The organism is Streptomyces venezuelae ATCC 10712 (assembly GCF_008639165.1).
Lineage (GTDB): Bacteria > Actinomycetota > Actinomycetes > Streptomycetales > Streptomycetaceae > Streptomyces > Streptomyces venezuelae.
The window spans coordinates 4,530,912-4,547,793 of sequence record NZ_CP029197.1 but is presented as its reverse complement, the minus strand read 5'-3'; the positions used below and the strand labels follow the sequence as shown (position 1 = coordinate 4,547,793).

The 16,882-nt window shown below is 73.9% G+C and carries 15 protein-coding genes; 5 read left to right on the top strand and 10 right to left on the bottom strand.

What is annotated here, in order from left to right; genetic code table 11:
• The first annotated feature begins 79 nt into the window (after nt 1-79).
• Nucleotides 80-493 (top strand): hypothetical protein, encoded by a 414-nt coding sequence (locus DEJ43_RS38210; protein ID WP_233447971.1) that lies wholly within the window; start codon nt 80-82, stop codon nt 491-493.
• Nucleotides 466-984 (top strand): M4 family metallopeptidase, encoded by a 519-nt coding sequence (locus DEJ43_RS38205; protein WP_233447970.1) that lies wholly within the window; start codon nt 466-468, stop codon nt 982-984. The genes DEJ43_RS38210 and DEJ43_RS38205 overlap by 28 nt, the downstream gene beginning before the upstream one ends.
• A gap of 41 nt (nt 985-1,025) precedes the next feature.
• Here the strand turns inward: DEJ43_RS38205 and DEJ43_RS21025 are convergent, their stop codons facing one another.
• From DEJ43_RS21025 to DEJ43_RS21010, 4 genes are all read right to left on the bottom strand, one after another.
• The gene (locus tag DEJ43_RS21025; protein ID WP_015035398.1) at nt 1,026-1,625 is read right to left on the bottom strand and encodes a TetR/AcrR family transcriptional regulator; all 600 of its coding nucleotides are present in this window, start codon (nt 1,623-1,625) and stop codon (nt 1,026-1,028) included.
• Entirely contained in the window at nt 1,613-2,335 is a 723-nt protein-coding gene (locus tag DEJ43_RS21020) for an enoyl-CoA hydratase family protein (protein WP_015035397.1), read from the bottom strand. The genes DEJ43_RS21025 and DEJ43_RS21020 overlap by 13 nt, the downstream gene beginning before the upstream one ends.
• Nucleotides 2,332-3,924: an AMP-binding protein gene (locus DEJ43_RS21015; RefSeq protein ID WP_041662748.1), complete on the bottom strand. Its 1,593-nt coding sequence runs from the start codon at nt 3,922-3,924 to the stop codon at nt 2,332-2,334. The genes DEJ43_RS21020 and DEJ43_RS21015 overlap by 4 nt, the downstream gene beginning before the upstream one ends.
• 109 nt (nt 3,925-4,033) lie before the next feature.
• A complete protein-coding gene (locus DEJ43_RS21010; RefSeq protein ID WP_015035395.1) occupies nt 4,034-5,038 on the bottom strand; it encodes a helix-turn-helix transcriptional regulator in 1,005 nt (334 codons plus the stop codon).
• Between the two features lie 91 nt (nt 5,039-5,129).
• On the opposite strand from DEJ43_RS21010, the gene DEJ43_RS21005 reads away from it, so the two are divergent.
• Nucleotides 5,130-5,525: a RidA family protein gene (locus DEJ43_RS21005; RefSeq protein ID WP_041662747.1), complete on the top strand. Its 396-nt coding sequence runs from the start codon at nt 5,130-5,132 to the stop codon at nt 5,523-5,525.
• Nucleotides 5,526-5,576: 51 nt separating this feature from the next.
• Here DEJ43_RS21005 and DEJ43_RS38790 read toward each other — a convergent pair whose 3' ends face one another.
• From DEJ43_RS38790 to DEJ43_RS20970, 6 genes are all read right to left on the bottom strand, one after another.
• Nucleotides 5,577-6,401, bottom strand: a complete 825-nt coding sequence (locus tag DEJ43_RS38790) for an excalibur calcium-binding domain-containing protein (RefSeq protein ID WP_015035393.1) — start codon at nt 6,399-6,401, stop codon at nt 5,577-5,579.
• A gap of 198 nt (nt 6,402-6,599) precedes the next feature.
• Nucleotides 6,600-7,733 carry an acyl-CoA dehydrogenase family protein gene (locus tag DEJ43_RS20990; protein WP_015035392.1) on the bottom strand — a complete coding sequence of 378 codons (1,134 nt, stop codon included), beginning with the start codon at nt 7,731-7,733 and terminating at the stop codon, nt 6,600-6,602.
• Nucleotides 7,730-9,679: an acetyl/propionyl/methylcrotonyl-CoA carboxylase subunit alpha gene (locus DEJ43_RS20985; protein WP_051026128.1), complete on the bottom strand. Its 1,950-nt coding sequence runs from the start codon at nt 9,677-9,679 to the stop codon at nt 7,730-7,732. Before DEJ43_RS20985 ends, DEJ43_RS20990 begins: the two co-directional genes overlap by 4 nt.
• A gap of 38 nt (nt 9,680-9,717) precedes the next feature.
• Nucleotides 9,718-11,319 (bottom strand): acyl-CoA carboxylase subunit beta, encoded by a 1,602-nt coding sequence (locus DEJ43_RS20980; RefSeq protein ID WP_015035390.1) that lies wholly within the window; start codon nt 11,317-11,319, stop codon nt 9,718-9,720.
• Between the two features lie 187 nt (nt 11,320-11,506).
• Nucleotides 11,507-13,231, bottom strand: a complete 1,725-nt coding sequence (locus tag DEJ43_RS20975) for an acyclic terpene utilization AtuA family protein (RefSeq protein ID WP_015035389.1) — start codon at nt 13,229-13,231, stop codon at nt 11,507-11,509.
• Entirely contained in the window at nt 13,228-14,163 is a 936-nt protein-coding gene (locus DEJ43_RS20970; RefSeq protein ID WP_078508707.1) for a TIGR03084 family metal-binding protein, read from the bottom strand. The genes DEJ43_RS20975 and DEJ43_RS20970 overlap by 4 nt, the downstream gene beginning before the upstream one ends.
• Nucleotides 14,164-14,314: 151 nt before the next feature.
• Between DEJ43_RS20970 and DEJ43_RS20965 the strand changes: the two genes are divergently transcribed.
• Both DEJ43_RS20965 and DEJ43_RS20960 read left to right on the top strand, forming a co-directional pair.
• The gene (locus tag DEJ43_RS20965) at nt 14,315-14,914 is read left to right on the top strand and encodes a hypothetical protein (protein WP_015035387.1); all 600 of its coding nucleotides are present in this window, start codon (nt 14,315-14,317) and stop codon (nt 14,912-14,914) included.
• Nucleotides 14,915-14,973: 59 nt separating this feature from the next.
• Nucleotides 14,974-16,362: a M1 family metallopeptidase gene (locus tag DEJ43_RS20960; protein WP_015035386.1), complete on the top strand. Its 1,389-nt coding sequence runs from the start codon at nt 14,974-14,976 to the stop codon at nt 16,360-16,362.
• Nucleotides 16,363-16,882: the final 520 nt, after the last annotated feature.

The window sequence follows — 16,882 nt, the reverse complement described above, 5'->3', positions numbered from 1 at the left end:
CGTACGCGAAGATCTCCGCCACGCATGTCAAGCGCATGCCAATGATCTCGTCGCAGCATCCCATCGCAGGAGGATGTCCATGAGTCGCCGCCCGTCCCGCGGCCCGATCGCCACGGCCATCGTCACGCTGCGGAACCTCGACGCGAGCGGCGGCCTCTCCGGCCGCTGGGCCGCGGTGCGGTCCGAGACCGGCAAGCCCGCCACGGTCGCGGGCGCCACCGCGTACGACCGCTCCCACGACGAGTTCGAGCAGGTCATGGCGTACTTCTGGGTCAACGAGTCACAGGAGTACCTCCAGGGGCTCGGCTTCGGCACCGAACTGCCCGGCGCCAACGACCGGGTGCAGCCGGTCCGGATCAACCAGTGGGGCGCCGACAACTCCTTCTTCACCGACAAGAAGGCCGAGATCCTTCCCCAAGCTCTCAGCTCCGTTCGAGCAGGGGAGACCCCAATGGCAAGGGCGGGGTGGACGACGCCGAGGACGCCGAGGTGATCGTCCACGAGTACGGGCACGCCGTGCACCACGCCCAGGTGCCCGGCTTCGGCACGACTCCGGAGTCCGGCGCGATCGGCGAGGCCTTCGGCGACTACCTGGCCGTGGCGGTCGGCACGCACGCGGCCGGGAAGTACGGCTGGCCGGTCAAGGCCGACGCGGCCTGCGTCGCCGACTGGGACGCGACCGGCTACAGCGAGGCGCCGCACTGCCTCCGCCGGATCGACGGCACGAAGACGTACGCGGACCGGGAGGGCGAGGTCCACGCCGACGGCGAGATCTGGTCCCGGGCGCTCCTCGACATCCGCACCTCGCTCGGCGCCCGAACCGCCGACCGGATCATCGTGAACGCCCAGTTCGGCTTCGCCCCCGACACCAGCTTCCGGGACGCCGCCCTGACGACGATCGCGACCGCGGAGAAGATGTACGGGTCGGGCGCGGCGAAGGCCGTACGGGACGCCTTCCGCGCCCGCGAGATCCCGGGGGTCTGACCGGGGGCCGGCCCGGCCCCCTGGCCGGGCGGGGGGCCGCGTCAGGCGTCCAGCGCCTCGTCGATCAGGCGAGCCCACTGGGCGACCACACGGTCCCGGCGGGCCCGGTCGTCCGTCAGCAGGGTCGCGAGACCGAGACCGCGGGCCATGTCCAGGAGGCCCTGAACGGTCTCGCGGACTCCGGGGCGGGACTCGTCCGCGCCGAGGACCTCCACGGCGATGCGGTGCGACTCGCGGCCGACCCGGGCCTCCAGCTCCGTCACGCGCGCGCGGAGCTGCTCCTCGCCCGACGCGGCGACCCACAGGTGGAGCGCGGCCCGGAAGAGCGGGCCGGTGAACAGGTCGACGAGGGCGGCGACGGCCTCGTGGCGGTCGCGGGACGGGAGGGTCCGCAGCGCCTGGGACCGCTCCTCCGCCACGTACTCGACGGCGGCCGTGAACAGGTCCTCGCGGGTGGGGAAGTGGTGCTGGGCGGCGCCCCGGGAAACCCCGGCCCGTTCCGCGACGACGGCGACCGTGGAGCCCACCCAGCCGTGTTCGGCCAGGCAGGACACGGCCGCCTCCAGGAGCCGCTGCCGGGTGGCGCGGCTCCTGTCCTGCTTGGGGTTCCGGTCCGGCTTGGGTGCGGTCACAGCCGCCATGCGGGGTCCCGTCGTTCGAGGAAGGCCGTCATCCCCTCGCGTGCCTCGGGGGAGGCGAAGAGCGTGGCCGACCTCTGCACCAGGTCCTCCGCGTCACGTTCGAAGGTCTCCAGGACTCTAGCGGTGACCAGGCGCTTCGCCTCGCGCAGGCCCTGCGGGGAGGCGGCGCGCAGCGCGTCGAGGATGCCGGGGAGGGCCTGGTCGCCGTCGGTGACGAGGCCCATGGCGACGGCCTCGGGCACCCCGAACCGCTCGCCGGTCAGGTAGTGGCGGGCCGCCGCGCGGGGTTCCAGCTTGGGCAGGAGGGTGAGGGAGATGACGGCGGGCGCGACCCCTATCCGTACCTCGGTGAGGGCGAAGTCCGCCGTCTCGCCCGCGAGCACGATGTCGCAGGCTCCGAGCAGTCCGAGGCCTCCGGCCCGTACGTGCCCGGTGACGTGGCCGACGACCGGTTTCGGCAGCTCGACGACCTGCCGGAGCAGGTCGACGAAGGCGTACGGGCTCGGCGGCGCCTTCAGGTCGGCGCCGGCGCTGAAGGTGCCGCCGGTGTGGCCGAGCACGACGGCCCGGACGGCCGGGTCCTTGCCGCAGGCGGTGAGCGCGTCGGACAGCTCGGTGACGAGCGCCGCCGACAGGGCGTTGCGGGTGGCCGGGGAGTTCAGGGCGAGGGTGGTGATGCCCCGCTCCTCGGTGACGGCGACCAGGGTCATGCGCGGTCCCTCAACTCTCGGTCTCGGAGCTCTCGTCGGAGGATCTTCCCGGACGCTGCCCGGGGGACGGCGTCGATGAACTCGACGGCGCGGACCTTCTTGTAGGGGGCGACCCGGGCGGCGACGTGCGCCATGACGTCCTCGGCGGTGAGGCCGGCCGCGGCGGGCTGGCGCACGACGAAGGCCTTGGGGATCTCGGTGCCGTCGGCGTCGGTGACGCCGATGACGGCGGCGTCGGCGATGCCCTCGTGGGTGAGCAGGAGCGCTTCGAGTTCGGCGGGGGCGACCTGGAAGCCCTTGTACTTGATGAGTTCTTTGACGCGGTCGACGACGAACAGCCAGCCGTCGTCGTCGACGCGTCCGATGTCGCCGGTGTGCACCCAGCCGTCGGTGTCGATCATGGCGGCGGTGGCGTCGGGGCGGCCGAGGTATCCCTTCATGACCTGCGGCCCCCGGATGGCGACCTCGCCCTCCTCGCCGGGCGCCGCGTCCTTCGACGGGTCGTCGAGGGAGAGGATGCGCATCTCGGTGGAGGGCAGCAGTTTGCCGACGGTGCCGGGCGGGGGGTTGGGGGCGTCGAGCGGGACGACGTGGGTGCCGGGGGAGAGTTCCGTCATGCCGTACGCCTGGAGGACGGGCGGCAGCCCGAGCCGGGCGGAGCAGGCCGCGGCGAGGGCGGCGTCGAGCGGGGCGGCGGCGCTGACGACGTACTCCAGGGAGGACAGGTCGTACTCGGCGACGGCCGGGTGTTTGGCGAGGGCGAGGACGACGGGCGGGGCGACGTAGAGGCCGTTGATGCGGTGTTTCTGGATGGCGCCGAGGAAGGTGTCGAGTTCGAAGCGGGGCAGGACGACGACGGTGGCGCCCTGGCGCAGGGGCGCGTTCATGAGAGCAGTGAGCCCGTAAATGTGAAAAAAGGGCAAAATCGCTAGAATTCGGTCGCCGGGGCCCATCGGGATGACCGGTTCCAGCTGGGCGAGGTTGGTGGCGATGGACGTGTGGGTGAGCATCACGCCCTTGGGGACGCCGGTGGTGCCGGAGGAGTACGGGAGCGCGGCGATGTCCTCGTCGGGGTCGACGTCGATCTCGGGGACGGGCCCGGTGGAGCCGAGGAACGCCTGGAGCGAGCGGACGTCCTCTCCTTCGGGCGCCGCGTCGCAGACGAATATCTCCTGGACCCCGCCCGCGAGTTCGGCGGCCGCGCGAGCGGCGGGGAGCAGCGGTGAGACGGTGACGATCCAGCGGGCGGCGGAGTCCCGCAGCTGCTTGGCGAATTCTTCGGGGGTCGCGAGCGGGTGCACGGTGGTGACGGCGGCGCCGGCGCGGGTCGCGGCGTAGAAGGCGATGGGGAAGAGCACGGTGTTGGGGCTGTGCAGCGCGAGCACGTCCCCCTTCCGCACCCCGGCCTCGGCGAGCCCGGCGGCCACCCGCCGGTGGAACGCGTCGACCTGCCCGTACGAGAGGGTCAGCTCTCCGGCCCCGTCGATCAGCGCGGGGAGCTCGCCCCGCTCGGCGGCCCGCCCGAGGACGGCGTCGTGGATCGGCAGGGAAACGCTGGGAACGGCCTCGTACTCGCTGTGGAACACCATGCAAGCCCCCTGGAGCGGTGGAAGGTGATCGCCAGGATCGCGTGAGTCACGACGACTTGGGGAGACCTTGTCAGCACTCCATCGAAACAATCAAGCATGCATGCATGGTTTATGACAGAGTCCCGGCGTCCCCGCTACCGCCGCCGTCCCCGTCTCCGTACTGCGCGACGATCGCCGCCGCGCGGGCCCGTAGGGCGGTGCGCAGGGACGGGGGGTTCAGGGCCTCCGCGTCCGGGCCCAGTTGCCACAGGGCCCATTCGGCGTGCCGGGCGTCCTGGAAGGTCAGTTCCAGGCGCAGGCGGCCGTCTTCCTCCGGTTCCTCCGTGCGGGCGGCCACCGCGGTGCCGAGGAGTTCCTCCCTTCGCGCCGGGGTGACCCGTACGAGCACGGTGAGGTGGCCGTCGGAGAGGAACCGCGCGGTGCGCTCCCGCCAGACCCGGTCCAGGTCGACGCGGTCCGGGCGGTCCGCCGCTTCGGGGAGTTCCTCGGCGGCCCGCACCCGCGACAGCCGGTAGGTGCGGTCCTCGCCGGCTCTGGTGGCCAGCAGGTAGCCCCGGTCCCGCACGGTGACCAGGCCGATCGGGTCCACGGTCCGCCACCGGGGCGGCTCGCCCGCGGCCGCGTAGTGGATGCGCAGCCTGTGCCCGGTGAGCACCGCGCGCCGGACCTCTGCCAGCACATTGCCAGGTACCTCTTCGGTGGTTCGCCGGCGGGAGAGCAGGTCGGTCTCGGGGTCGACGAGGAAGCGCCGGGCCGCGTCGCTCGCGGTGGCCCGGTGACCCTCGGGCAGCGCGTCGACCACCTTCCGCAGGGCCGAGGCGAGCGACGGGCCGAGGCCGATGACCCGCTCGGCGGGGCCCGGTCCGGCGGCCAGGAGGGCGAGGGCCTCGTCGTGGTTCAGTCCGGTCAGCTCGGTACGGAAGCCGGGCAGCAGCGAGAAGCCGCCGTGGCGGCCGCGTTCGGCGTAGACCGGGACTCCGGCGGCGGACAGTGCCTCGATGTCGCGGAGCACGGTCCGGGTCGACACCTCCAGCTCACGGGCCAGGGCGCCCGCGGTCAGCCGGCCGTGCCGGCGCAGCAGGAGCACCAGGGAGACCAGCCGGTCGGCGCGCATGCGCGAACGCTAACGGAATACCTGACCGAGGGTGTCGTGATTGCTTGGCAGGCTCCGGATCACCCAAGGAACGAGTGGAGTTGATGCGGCGATGCAGCGAACGGCTGTCAATCCGGTGACGTGGTCGACGGGACTGGGCTTCGACCAGGGCGTGGTCGTCTCCGGGCAGACCCGGACCCTGTACATCTCGGGCCAGACCGCCATGGACGGCGACGGCAGGCCCCGGCACGACGGTGACATGGCGGCGCAGCTGGCCCTGAGCACCGACAACCTGGAGGCCGTGCTCGCCGGGGCCGGGATGTCCCTGGCGAACCTCGTGCGGCTCGGTGTCTACACGACCGACGTCGACCTGCTGTTCCAGCACTACGGCGGGCTCGTGGCGCGGCTGGCGGCCGCCGGGGTGACGCCGACGATGACGATGCTCGGCGTGACACGACTGGCGGTCCCCGGCCAGCTGGTCGAGCTGGAGGGAACCGCCGTCGCCTGACAGGGGCGGGTGGAGGCCGCCGTCGCCTGACAGGAGCGGGTGGGGGCCGCGTCAGCCCTCGCAGCCCACGCCGTCGCCGTCGCGGTCGAGGTGGCGGCCGTAGCCCGGGTCGCCCGCGTGGATGGGGGCGGCGCCGGCGGCGCGGACGGCCGCGCAGTTGCGGTAGGAGACGCTGCCGCCGCCCCCGGACGAGCCGTCACCGGCGTCCTCGGTCGGCTCCGGCTCCGGCGCCCGGGTACGGGTCGGCTCGGGCGTGGGTGTCGGCTTCGGCTTCTGGGTGGTCGGCGTGGGCTTCGGGGTCGGCTTGTGGAGCAGTTCGCTGGTGGACTTCGGGCAGGGGACGCCCGGCTCCGTCAGGTACACGACCGGCACCGTGGATCCGACCGGCGCGCCGGCGTCCGGGCGCTGGAAGCAGACCGTCCAGTCGGCGGCGTCGGCGGGCGGGACGACGTCCTTGTACGCGCCGTACGCCCGGCCCTTGTTGTCCTTGAGGAGCTGTGCGGCGTCCGCGTAGGTGCCGCCCACCAGCTGGGGCATGGCCGGGGCGTCCTCCGTCGGCGACGGTGTCGGCGTGGGCGTCGGGGTCGGCGTGGCGGCGGCCGTCGCCGCCGGCTTCGGGTCGGCCTTCGCCTCGTCCTTCTTCTGCTCGGGGGAGTCGGTCAGGAGGAACAGCAGGAACCAGAGCGCGCCGAGCACGGTCGCGATGATCTTCTTGTTCTGGCTCCAACGGCTCGTCCAGACCAGGGCTATGCCCGCCGGGGGAAAGACGACGAGGAGACAGATGATCAGTGCCGAGTGCTGCCACCAGCGCCGCGGGGGCGCGGGGGGATGGAACGGCGGCGGGGGCTGGAACGCGGGCGGCTGAGGCGGGTACACGTGCGGCTCCGGGGGCTGTGAGCGTGTGCGAAGTGTCGTGGATCGTACACAGGATGTTCACAACCGGTGGCCGACTCTACGGAAATGAGACCGCCGGCCTCCGCCGCCCGGCCGGGAGACGCCCGGCCCCCGCCGCCCGGCCGGGAGACGCACGCCCCCGCCGCCCGCCCGGCGGGGACAGTGCGTCTCCCCGCCGCCTCAGTACGACTTGGGCAGCCCCAGCGTCTGGTGCGACACGTAGTTGAGGATCATCTCGCGGCTGACCGGGGCGATCCGGGCCACCCGGGCCGCCGTGACCAGCCGGGCAAGGCCGAACTCCTTGGTCAGGCCGTTGCCGCCGAGGGTGTGGACCGCCTGGTCGACGGCCCTCACACAGGCCTCCGCCGCCGCGTACTTCGCCATGTTGGCGGCCTCCCCCGCCCCCATGTCGTCGCCCGCGTCGTAGAGCTGCGCCGCCTTCGCCATCATCAGCCGGGCCAGCTCCAGCTCGATGTGGGCCTGGGCCAGCGGGTGCGCGATCGCCTGGTGGGCGCCGATCGGGGCCTTCCAGACCTGCCGCTCCTTGGCGTACTTCACGGCCTGCGCGAGCGCGTACCGGCCCATGCCGATCGCGAACGCCGCCGTCATGATGCGCTCCGGGTTGAGGCCCGCGAAGAGCTGGAGCAGACCCGCGTCCTCGTCGCCGACGAGCGCGTCGGCCGGCAGGTGCACGTCGTCGAGGGTCAGCTCGAACTGCTTCTCGTTCGCGTCGAGTTCCATCTCGATGTGCCGCCGCTGGAAGCCGGGGACCTCGCGCGGCACGATGAACAGGCAGGGCTTGAGGCTGCCCGTCCGGGCGTCCGACGTACGGCCGACGATCAGCGTCGCGTCGGCGATGTCGACGCCCGACACGAACACCTTGCGGCCGTTGAGGACCCAGCCGTCCTCCGTCCGCTCGGCCGTGGTCGTGATGCGGTGCGAGTTCGAGCCGGCGTCCGGCTCCGTGATGCCGAACGCCATCGTCAGCGAACCGTCGGCGAGCCCCGGCAGCCAGGCCCGCTTCTGCTCCTCCGTGCCGAACCGGGCGATGACCGTGCCGCAGATCGCGGGCGAGACCACCATCATCAGGAGCGGCGCGCCCGCCGCGCCCGCCTCTTCGAGGACGACCGACAGCTCGGCCATGCCGCCGCCCCCGCCGCCGTACTCCTCGGGCAGGTTCACCCCCAGGTAGCCGAGCTTCCCGGCCTCCGCCCACAGGGCCGCCCGGTCGAAGCCGGGGCCGTGCCGGTGGCCGAGCGCGGAGACGGCGGCGCGGAGCGCGACGAGCTCGTCGCTTTCGATCATGCTGCTCATACGGTCTGGTCCTCCTGTGCTGCGTCGGGCGTGGCGTCGTCCGAGACGACGGCGAGCAGGGCACCGACCTCGACCTGGCGGCCGGGGGCGGCGTGGAGCGCGGTGAGCGTGCCGGAGGCGGGGGCGATGACGCGGTGCTCCATCTTCATGGCCTCCAGCCAGAGGAGCGGCTGCCCGGCCTCGACCCGGGCGCCGACGGCGAGACCGTCCGCGACCCGCACGACGGTGCCGGGCATGGGTGCGAGCAGGGACCCGGGGGCGGTCTGCTCGCGGGGGTCGGTGAAGCGGGGGCGGCGGGTGAGCCGGTGCCGTCCCGCGTGGACGGTGCCGTCCTCGTACGCGGTGACGTCGAAGTCCCGTACGACGCCGCCGACTTCGAGGCGCACCCGGTCCGGGGTCGCCGACACGACCCGGACGCCTTCGGGGGCCGTGACCTCGTACCCGCCGTCCCGTGTCGGCCGGTAGCGGACCTCGTGGTCCCCGTAGGTCCGCGTCTCGTCCTGCGAGCGCAGGTTCCGCCACCCCCCGCCGAACCGGCCCCCGCGCCCGGCGGCCTCGGCCAGGGCGGCCGCGACGGCCGCGTACTCCGCACCGGTCCGGGGTTCCGTCAGCGTGGCGCCGTTCCGGTCGTAGAAACCGGTGTCCAGCAGCCCGGGGTCCCCGAACTCGGGATGCCGGAGGGAGGCGACCAGCAGGTCGCGGTTGGTGACCGGGCCGTGGATCCGCGCCCGGTCCAGGGCGTGGGCCAGCTTGCGGACCGCCTCGGCGCGGGTGGGCGCGTGGACGATCACCTTGGCGAGCATGGCGTCGTAGTGGACTCCGACGGCGTCCCCGGAGACGTACCCGGTGTCGAGCCGGACGCGGCCCTCACGGGGCAGTTCGAAGAGGTGCAGGACGCCCGTCTGCGGGGCCCATCCCCGCGCCGGGTCCTCCGCGTACAGCCGCGCCTCGATCGCATGGCCGCGGGGGGCCGGCGGCTCGGGCGGCAGGGCGCGGCCCTCGGCGACGGAGAGCTGGAGGGCGACGAGGTCGACCCCGAACACCTCCTCGGTCACGGGGTGTTCGACCTGGAGACGGGTGTTCATCTCCAGGAAGTGGGCACGCCCTTCGGCCACCAGGAACTCGACCGTGCCCGCCCCCACGTAGCCGACGGCCTTCGCCGCCCGGACGGCCGTGTCCAGGAGGGACGCTTCGAGCGCGGCGGGCAGTCCGGGCGCGGGGGCCTCCTCGACGACCTTCTGGTGGCGCCGCTGGAGGGAGCAGTCGCGGGTGCCGAGCGCCCAGACGGTGCCGTGGGCGTCGCAGAGGAGCTGCACCTCGACGTGCCGCCCGTTCTCGACGTACGGCTCGACGAACACCTCGCCGTCCCCGAAGGCGCTCGCCGCCTCCGCCGACGCGGCCGCCAACTCGCCTTCCAGGTGCGCCAGTTCCCGTACGATCCGCATGCCCCGGCCGCCGCCGCCCGCCGCCGCCTTCACCAGGACGGGCAGGTCCGCCTCGGTCACGTCCGTGAGGGGCGCGATCCCGAGGAGTTCCTTGGCGCGGGTCTTCGACGCCATCGCCTCGATCGCCGCCGGCGGCGGGCCGATCCAGACGAGACCGGCGGCGGTCACCGCGCGGGCGAAGTCGGCGTTCTCGGAGAGGAAGCCGTAGCCGGGGTGGACGGCGTCCGCGCCGGCCGCGAGCGCCGCCTTCACCACCAGGTCGCCGCGCAGGTACGTCTCCGAGGGCGCGGCCCCCGGCAGCCGTACCGCCGCGTCCGCCTCCCGTACGTGCAGGGCGTCGGCGTCCGCGTCGGAGTACACGGCGACGGTGGAGATGCCCAGCTCACGGCAGGTGCGGAAGACCCGGCAGGCGATCTCGCCGCGGTTGGCGACGAGGAGGGTGGAGATCGTCGGCGCCGCGGACGGGGTCGTCGAGGCCGCGGACGGGGTGATCGAGGTCATCGGAGTCATCGGGGTCATCGAGGTCATCGGGAGGGGCCTCACATTCGGAAGACGCCGAAGCCGCCTCGCGCGCCCTCGACCGGTGCCGTGTGGATCGCGGAGAGGCACAGCCCGAGGACCGTGCGGGTGTCGCGGGGGTCGATGACCCCGTCGTCGTACAGCCGGCCCGAGAGGAACATCGGCAGGGACTCGGACTCGATCTGCGCCTCGACGAGCGCCCGCAGACCGGCGTCGGCCTCCTCGTCGTACGGCTGCCCCTTCGCGACGGCGCTCGCCCGCGCGACGATGGACAGGACACCGGCGAGCTGCTGGGGGCCCATGACGGCGGACTTGGCGCTCGGCCAGGCGAAGAGGAAACGGGGGTCGTAGGCCCGGCCGCACATGCCGTAGTGCCCGGCGCCGTAGCTCGCCCCCATGAGGACGGACAGATGGGGGACCTTCGAGTTCGACACCGCGTTGATCATCATCGCGCCGTGCTTGATGATGCCGCCCTGCTCGTACTCCTTGCCCACCATGTAGCCGGTGGTGTTGTGGAGGAAGACGAGCGGGATGTCGCGCTGGTTGGCGAGCTGGATGAACTGCGCGGCCTTCTGCGACTCCGGACCGAACAGCACGCCCTGGGCGTTGGCGAGGACGCCGACCGGGTAGCCGTGCAGGGTCGCCCAGCCCGTGACCAGGCTCGGCCCGTACAGCGGCTTGAACTCGTCGAAGTCCGAGCCGTCGACGATCCGGGCGATCACCTCGCGCGGGTCGAACGGCGTCTTCAGGTCGCCGGGGACGATCCCGAGCAGCTCGTCCTCGTCGTACCGGGGCGGCTCTGCGGCGGTGACCGGGTCCGGGTGCGCCTTGCGGTGGTTGAGCCGGGCCACGATCCGGCGGGCCTGCCGGAGCGCGTCGGGCTCGTCGACGGCGTAGTGGTCGGCGAGCCCGGACGTCCGGGCGTGCATCTCGGCGCCGCCGAGGGATTCGTCGTCGCTCTCCTCCCCCGTCGCCATCTTCACCAGCGGCGGCCCGCCGAGGAACACCTTCGAGCGCTCCCTGATCATCACGGCGTGGTCGGACATGCCGGGGACGTACGCGCCGCCGGCCGTCGAGTTGCCGAAGACGACCGCGACCGTGGGGATGCCGGCGGCGGAGAGGCGGGTGAGGTCGCGGAAGAGCGCGCCGCCGGGGATGAAGATCTCCTTCTGGGAGGGGAGGTCGGCGCCGCCGGACTCGACGAGCGAGATCACCGGCAGCCGGTTGGCGAAGGCGATCTCGTTGGCCCTGAGGGCCTTCTTCAGCGTCCAGGGGTTGGAGGCGCCGCCCCGTACGGTCGGGTCGTTGGCCGTGATCAGGCACTCGACGCCCTCGACGACCCCGATCCCGGTGATCAGGGAGGCACCCACGGCGTAGTCGCTGCCCCAGGCGGCGAGCGGCGACAGTTCGAGGAAGGGGGTGTCCGGGTCGACGAGCAGCTCGATCCGCTCGCGGGCGAGCAGCTTGCCGCGCGCACGGTGCCGCGCCACGTACTTCTCGCCGCCGCCCGCGAGGGACTTGGCGTGCTCGGCGTCGAGGGCGGTGAGCTTGTCGAGCATGGCGGCCCGGGCGTCGGCGTAGTCGGATCCGCCGGTGTCGAGGGCGGAGGCGAGGACGGTCACTGGAGTTCCTCCGGTACGTCGGGCGGGAGGGGGGTCACCGGATGGCCTCCGGTACGTCGGGCGGGAGGGCGGTCACCGGATGGCCTCCGGTACGTGGGGCGGGAGGGCCGTCACCGGAGGTCCTCCCGTGCGTCGGGGCAGGAGCGCGGTCACCGGAAGTCCTCCCGTGCGTCGGGCAGGAGCGCGGTCACCGGAAGTCCTCCGCCACGTCGGGTAGCAGCGCGGCAGGGATGTCGGTGTGGCGGGAGCGGAGCCACTCGCCGAGGGCCTTGGCCTGGGGGTCGAAGCGGGCCTGTGAGGCGACGCCGTCGCCGAGGATGCCGGCGACGGTGAAGTTCAGGGCGCGCAGGTTCGGCAGGACGTGCCGGGTGACGTCCAGGCCGGCGGTCTCCGGGAGGAGCTCCCGCAGCCGCGCCACGGTGAGGGTGTGCGCGAGCCAGCGCCACTCCTCGTCCGTGCGCACCCAGACGCCGATGTTGGCGTCGCCGCCCTTGTCGCCGCTGCGGGCGCCGGCGAGCCGGCCGAGCGGGACGCGCCGGGTGGGCCCGGGAGGAAGCGGCTGCGGCAGCGCCGGCTCGGGGACGGGCTCCAGCTCCCGCGTCCGCGCCGGTATGGGAACGGGGACGCGGGACCCGTCCGGGAGGACGGCCGTGTGGGGAACGTCGCCGGCCGGTACGAACGCGGTCCCGAACACCCCGTACGGCGCGCCCTTCCCGGGCGGCGCGGTGACGTGGAAGCCGGGGTAGCTGGCGAGGGCCAGCTCGATCGCCGCGCCGGTGAGGGCGCGGCCGACGGGCCCGGGGGCCGGGTCCCGGACGACGAGCCGCAGCAGGGCGCTCGCGGTCTCCTCGGTGTCCGCGTCGGGCCGGTCGGTCCTGACGAGTTCCCAGCGGACCTCGCGGGGGCGGGCGTCCGTTCCGGCGAGGGCGTCCTCGACCTGGTCCCGGACGAGCGCGGCCTTCTCCTCGACGTCGAGGCCGGTCAGGACGAACACGACCTCGTTGCGGAAGCCGCCGAGCCGGCTGAGCCCGACCTTGAGCGTGGGGGGCGGCGCCTCTCCCCGTACGCCGTCGATCCGGACCCGGTCGGGGCCCTCCTGGGTGAGCCGTACGGTGTCGAGCCGGGCGGTCACGTCGGGGCCGGCGTAGCGGGCGCCGGCCGTCTCGTACAGGAGCTGGGCCGTGACCGTGCCGACGTCGACGAGGCCGCCGGTGCCGGGGTGCTTGGTGACGACGGCGCTGCCGTCCTCGTGGAGTTCGGCGAGCGGGAAGCCGGGGCGGCGCAGGAGCGCCGGGTCGTGCTCGCGGAAGAAGGCGTAGTTGCCGCCGGTGGCCTGGGTGCCGCACTCCAGGACGTGCCCGGCGACGACCGCCCCCGCCAGCTTGTCGTACTCCTCGGGGCCCCAGCCGAAGTGCCACTGCGCGGGCCCGGTGACCAGGGCGGCGTCGGTGACCCGGCCGGTGACGACGACGTCGGCGCCGGCGGCGAGGCAGGCGGCGATCCCGGCGCCGCCGAGGTAGGCGTTGGCGGCCAACACCCCTTCCGCGGCGGGGAGTCGGTCGCCCTCCACGTGCGCGACGGTGGTCGGCAGGCCGAGCTTGGCGGCGAGGGCGCGCAGGGCGTCGGCGAGCCCGGCGGGGTTGAGGCCGCCCGCGTTGGTGACGATCCTGATCCCGCGGTCGTGGGCGAGTCCGAGGCCCTCCTCCATCTGGCGCAGGAAGGTCTTCGCGTACCCGGCCGCCGGGTCCTTGAGCTGGTCGCGGCCGAGGATGAGCATGGTCAGTTCGGCGAGGTAGTCGCCGGTGAGGACGTCGACCGCGCCATCGGGCCCGCCGCCGGTGAGCATCTCGCGGACGGCGTCGAAACGGTCGCCGTAGAAGCCGGAGGCGTTGCCGATCCGAAGCACGGTCACGGGGCCTCCTTGGCGGTGCGGCTGCTGCCTGGGGTCTCCGTGGCCGTACGGCCCGGGGCCTCCTCGTCCGTACGGCCCGGGCCGGCGGCCTCCTCGGCGGCGCGGCCGGGGCCGGGGGCGTCCTCGGCGGTGCGGCTGGGACCGCTGGCCTCCTTGGTCGTGCGGCCCGGGCCCGCCGGGCCCGCGAAGGCCTGGGCGATGTCCAGCCAGCGGTCGGCGTCGGCGCCTTCGGCGACGAGGGCGGTGTCGGCGCGGTGGACGCGCTGGGTGACGAGCAGGCAGAAGTCGAGCGCGGGCCCGGTGACCCTCTGGGCGGCGCCCTCGGGCCCGTACGTCCACAACTCCCCGTCGGGGGCGGTGACCTCGACCCGGACGGGCTCGGCGGGCACGGGGAGTCCCCGTACCAGGAAGGCGTAGTCACGGGCCCGGTGGCCGATCCAGGCGACGTGCCGGAGGCGGGCCGTCGGGGTGCGGACGATCCCGAGGGCGTCGGCGACGTCCTGGCCGTGCGCCCAGGTCTCCATGAGCCGGGCCGTGGCCATGGCGGGGGCGCTCATGGGCGGCCCGTACCAGGGGAACCTCGCCCCCGCCGGCACCGCGCGCAGGGCGTCCTGGAGCCGCTCGCGCCCCGCCCGCCAGTCGGCGAGCAGCTCGGCGGGCGGCAGCTTCGCGCCCTCCTCGGCGCCCTCGTCGACGAACCGGTCGGGGGCGGCGAGCGCCTTCTCCGTCTCGGCGGCGAAGGCCTGGGCGTCGGTGGCCGCGAGGAACGCGGCGCGGTCGGTCCAGGCGAGGTGCGCGATCTGGTGGGCGATGGTCCAGCCGGCCGCGGGGGTGGGCGCACCCCATCTCTCGTCGCTCAACTCCGCGACGAGCCGGTCGAGTTCGTCACTCTCGTCACGCAGGTCGTCGAGCACGACGACGGGGTCGGACACGGTGCGCTCCCCTCGGGGACGGGCGGTCACGGGCCTTCGCAAGGAGCATGGCAGCGGGGAAAGAAACAATCAAGCGCGCTTGCTTTAGATTCTTGGGCGCCCAAAAGATCGGCAACGCACCGATCGCCACATTTACGATGACCGGGTGATCATGGAGGAAGGCGCCCGGTCGGGCGCGGAAGCAGCCCGCAGGCTGGCGAGGACGGGAAGGGCCGAGATGCTCCCCGGCCTGTCGGACGCGGAGTTCGACCGGATCGAGGAGGAGTTCGGCTTCGCGTTCAGCGACGACCACCGGGTGTTCCTGGCGGCCGGGCTTCCCGTGGGCCGGCCCGACCCGCACGGCCGCCCGTCGCCGTGGCCGAACTGGCGCGGCCCCGACCGCGACGACCTGCGGTGGCGCTTGGAGAGGCCGGTCGACGGCGTCCTCTTCGACGTCGAGCACAACTCCTTCTGGCGGCGGGAATGGGGCCCGCGGCCGGCCGCGCCCGCCGAGGCCGTGACGGCGGCGCGCGCCGAACTGGCCACCGTGCCGCAGATGGTGCCGGTCTACGCCCACCGGTACCTGCCCGCCGGGCGCGGCACGCACGGCCACCCGGTCCTGTCGATCCAGCAGACCGACGTCATCTACTACGGCGCCGACCTACCCGACTACGTCGACCGGGAGTTCAACGCCGCGGCCGCGCCGAGGGGATGGGGCGAGGAGGACGGGGAGGAAGCGGAGGCGACGGTGCCGTTCTGGCGCGACCTCTAGGCGCACGCGCATCGCGGAACCCGCCCGTCCGGGCGTACGGGCGTTCTAGCGTGCCTGGCATGACCTCGCTCAGTGGCTGGCGGGCGCCGTTGCTCGCCCTCGCGGCCCTCCTGCTGCTCGCCCCGCAGACCGCCGTGGCGCAGGCACCCGACGGCCCCTCGGTCGCCCCGTCGGCGGCGACGCCGGACCGGCCCTCGTACGACGTGCGGCTGCGCGCCGACGGCGACGGTTCGCACTGGTCCGGCCGCCAGACGGTGTCCTTCCGGAACGCCGCCCGGGCCCCTCTGACCTCGGTCGACCTGCGGCTGTGGGGCAACGGCACCGACGGCTGCGGCGCCCCGGACAGCCCGTCCCCGGTGCGGGTCGGGCGGGTCTCCGGAGGCACCCCGCGGCCGCTCGCGGTCGACTGCACCGCGCTCCGGATCGAACTGCCCGAGCCGCTGCCGTACGGGGCGCGGGCGAGCGTGTCGTTCGACGTCGACATCGCCGTACCGGACCGGGTGCACCGCTTCGGGAAGGACGGCGCGTACCGCTACCTCGGCAACGCGCTGCCCCTGCTGTCCGTACGCGACGAGCAGGGCCCGCACCTCGACCCGGACGTCGGCTTCGGCGAGAGCTTCCACACCCTGGCCGGCGACTTCCGGGTCGTCCTCGACCATCCGCGCGCGCTGGTCGTCCCCGCGACCGGCACCACCACCCGGCGCGCCGGCGCACCCGGCCGGACCGTCAGCACGAGCGTGGCGCACGGGGTGCGGGACTTCGCGTGGGCGGCGGGCCCCTTCACGTCCAGGACGGTGACGACGCCCGGCGGGGTCCGGCTGAACGCGTACTGGACGGCGACCACGCCCCCCGAAGGCGTCGAGACCGACCTGAAGGCGGCCGTCGGCTCGGTCGACGACTTCGGAAGACGCTTCGGGCACTACCCGTACGGCGAGCTCGACCTCGTCATGAGCGACAACCTCGACGACTTCGGCAGCATGGAGTTCCCGGGCCTCGTCCTGCTGTGGACGGAACCGGAAGGGTCGGCCGTGGTCCACGAGATCGCCCACCAGTGGTTCTACGGCATCGTCGGCAACGACCAGTTCGCCTCACCGTGGCTCGACGAGTCCTTCGCGCAGTACGCGAACCAGCTGTACTACGGGGAGCCCACAGCCACCTGCTGGGAGGACCAGGGCGAATGGCCCAGCGACACGGCCGCGCTCCACAGGACCATGGCGTACTACGCGGACGGCCACCGCTCGGAGTACGTCCGCGTCGTCTACATCCGCGGCGCCTGCGCCCTGCACGACCTGGAACGAACCCTGGGCAGCCGGGAAATGGCCACCATGCTGCGCACCTACGTACGCACCCACTGGCTGGGCGTCGCCACAACGGCCGACTTCAAACACGCGGCCCAGTCGGCGACGGACCGGGACTTGGGTCCGTTCTGGAGGGAACACCGGATCTAGGGGCGGGGCGGGGGCGGGTCGCTGCGCGCGGGGCGGGGGTCGGTTCGGCTCGGCTGGGGGCGCGGATTGGGGCGTGGCTCGGGGCCCCAGCTCGGCCCGGCTTGGGGCCCGGCGCGGGGGCCGGCTTCGGGCCCGGAAGGGGGCCGGTTTGGGGCCTGGCTCAGGGCCCGGGCTTGGGGCCCGGCGCGGGGCCCCGGCCTCGGGCCCGACTCACGGCCCGGCTTCGGGCCCGGAAGGGGCCCGGCTTCGGGCCCCGGCTTGGGGCCCGGATCACGGCCCCGGCTTGGGGCCCGGCTTCGAGCCCGGCCCGGGGCCTGGCTTCGGGCCCGGCACGGGATCCGGCACGGGGCGCGGCTCACGGCCCGGCCTAGGGCCCGGCTCAGGGCCCCGACTTCGGGCCCGACTCACGGCGCGGCTCAGGGCCGGGCTTGGGGCCCCGACTTCGGACCCGACTCACGGCCCGGCTTCGGGCCCGGCTCAGGGCCCAGCTCAGGGCCCCGCTCAGGGCCCCCGCTCAGGG

Excerpts from the sequence above, each read along its gene's own strand:
- DEJ43_RS20960 (WP_015035386.1), top strand. The coding sequence starts at position 14,974 with ATGACCTCGCTCAGTGGCTGGCGGGCGCCGTTGCTCGCCCTCGCGGCC.
- DEJ43_RS21005 (WP_041662747.1), top strand. The coding sequence starts at position 5,130 with ATGCAGCGAACGGCTGTCAATCCGGTGACGTGGTCGACGGGACTGGGC.
- DEJ43_RS21025 (WP_015035398.1), bottom strand. The coding sequence starts at position 1,625 with ATGGCGGCTGTGACCGCACCCAAGCCGGACCGGAACCCCAAGCAGGAC.
- DEJ43_RS20985 (WP_051026128.1), bottom strand. The coding sequence starts at position 9,679 with ATGACCTCGATCACCCCGTCCGCGGCCTCGACGACCCCGTCCGCGGCG.
- DEJ43_RS21020 (WP_015035397.1), bottom strand. The coding sequence starts at position 2,335 with ATGACCCTGGTCGCCGTCACCGAGGAGCGGGGCATCACCACCCTCGCC.
- DEJ43_RS21015 (WP_041662748.1), bottom strand. The coding sequence starts at position 3,924 with ATGGTGTTCCACAGCGAGTACGAGGCCGTTCCCAGCGTTTCCCTGCCG.
- DEJ43_RS21010 (WP_015035395.1), bottom strand. The coding sequence starts at position 5,038 with ATGCGCGCCGACCGGCTGGTCTCCCTGGTGCTCCTGCTGCGCCGGCAC.
- DEJ43_RS38210 (WP_233447971.1), top strand. The coding sequence starts at position 80 with ATGAGTCGCCGCCCGTCCCGCGGCCCGATCGCCACGGCCATCGTCACG.
- DEJ43_RS20965 (WP_015035387.1), top strand. The coding sequence starts at position 14,315 with ATGGAGGAAGGCGCCCGGTCGGGCGCGGAAGCAGCCCGCAGGCTGGCG.
- DEJ43_RS20990 (WP_015035392.1), bottom strand. The coding sequence starts at position 7,733 with ATGAGCAGCATGATCGAAAGCGACGAGCTCGTCGCGCTCCGCGCCGCC.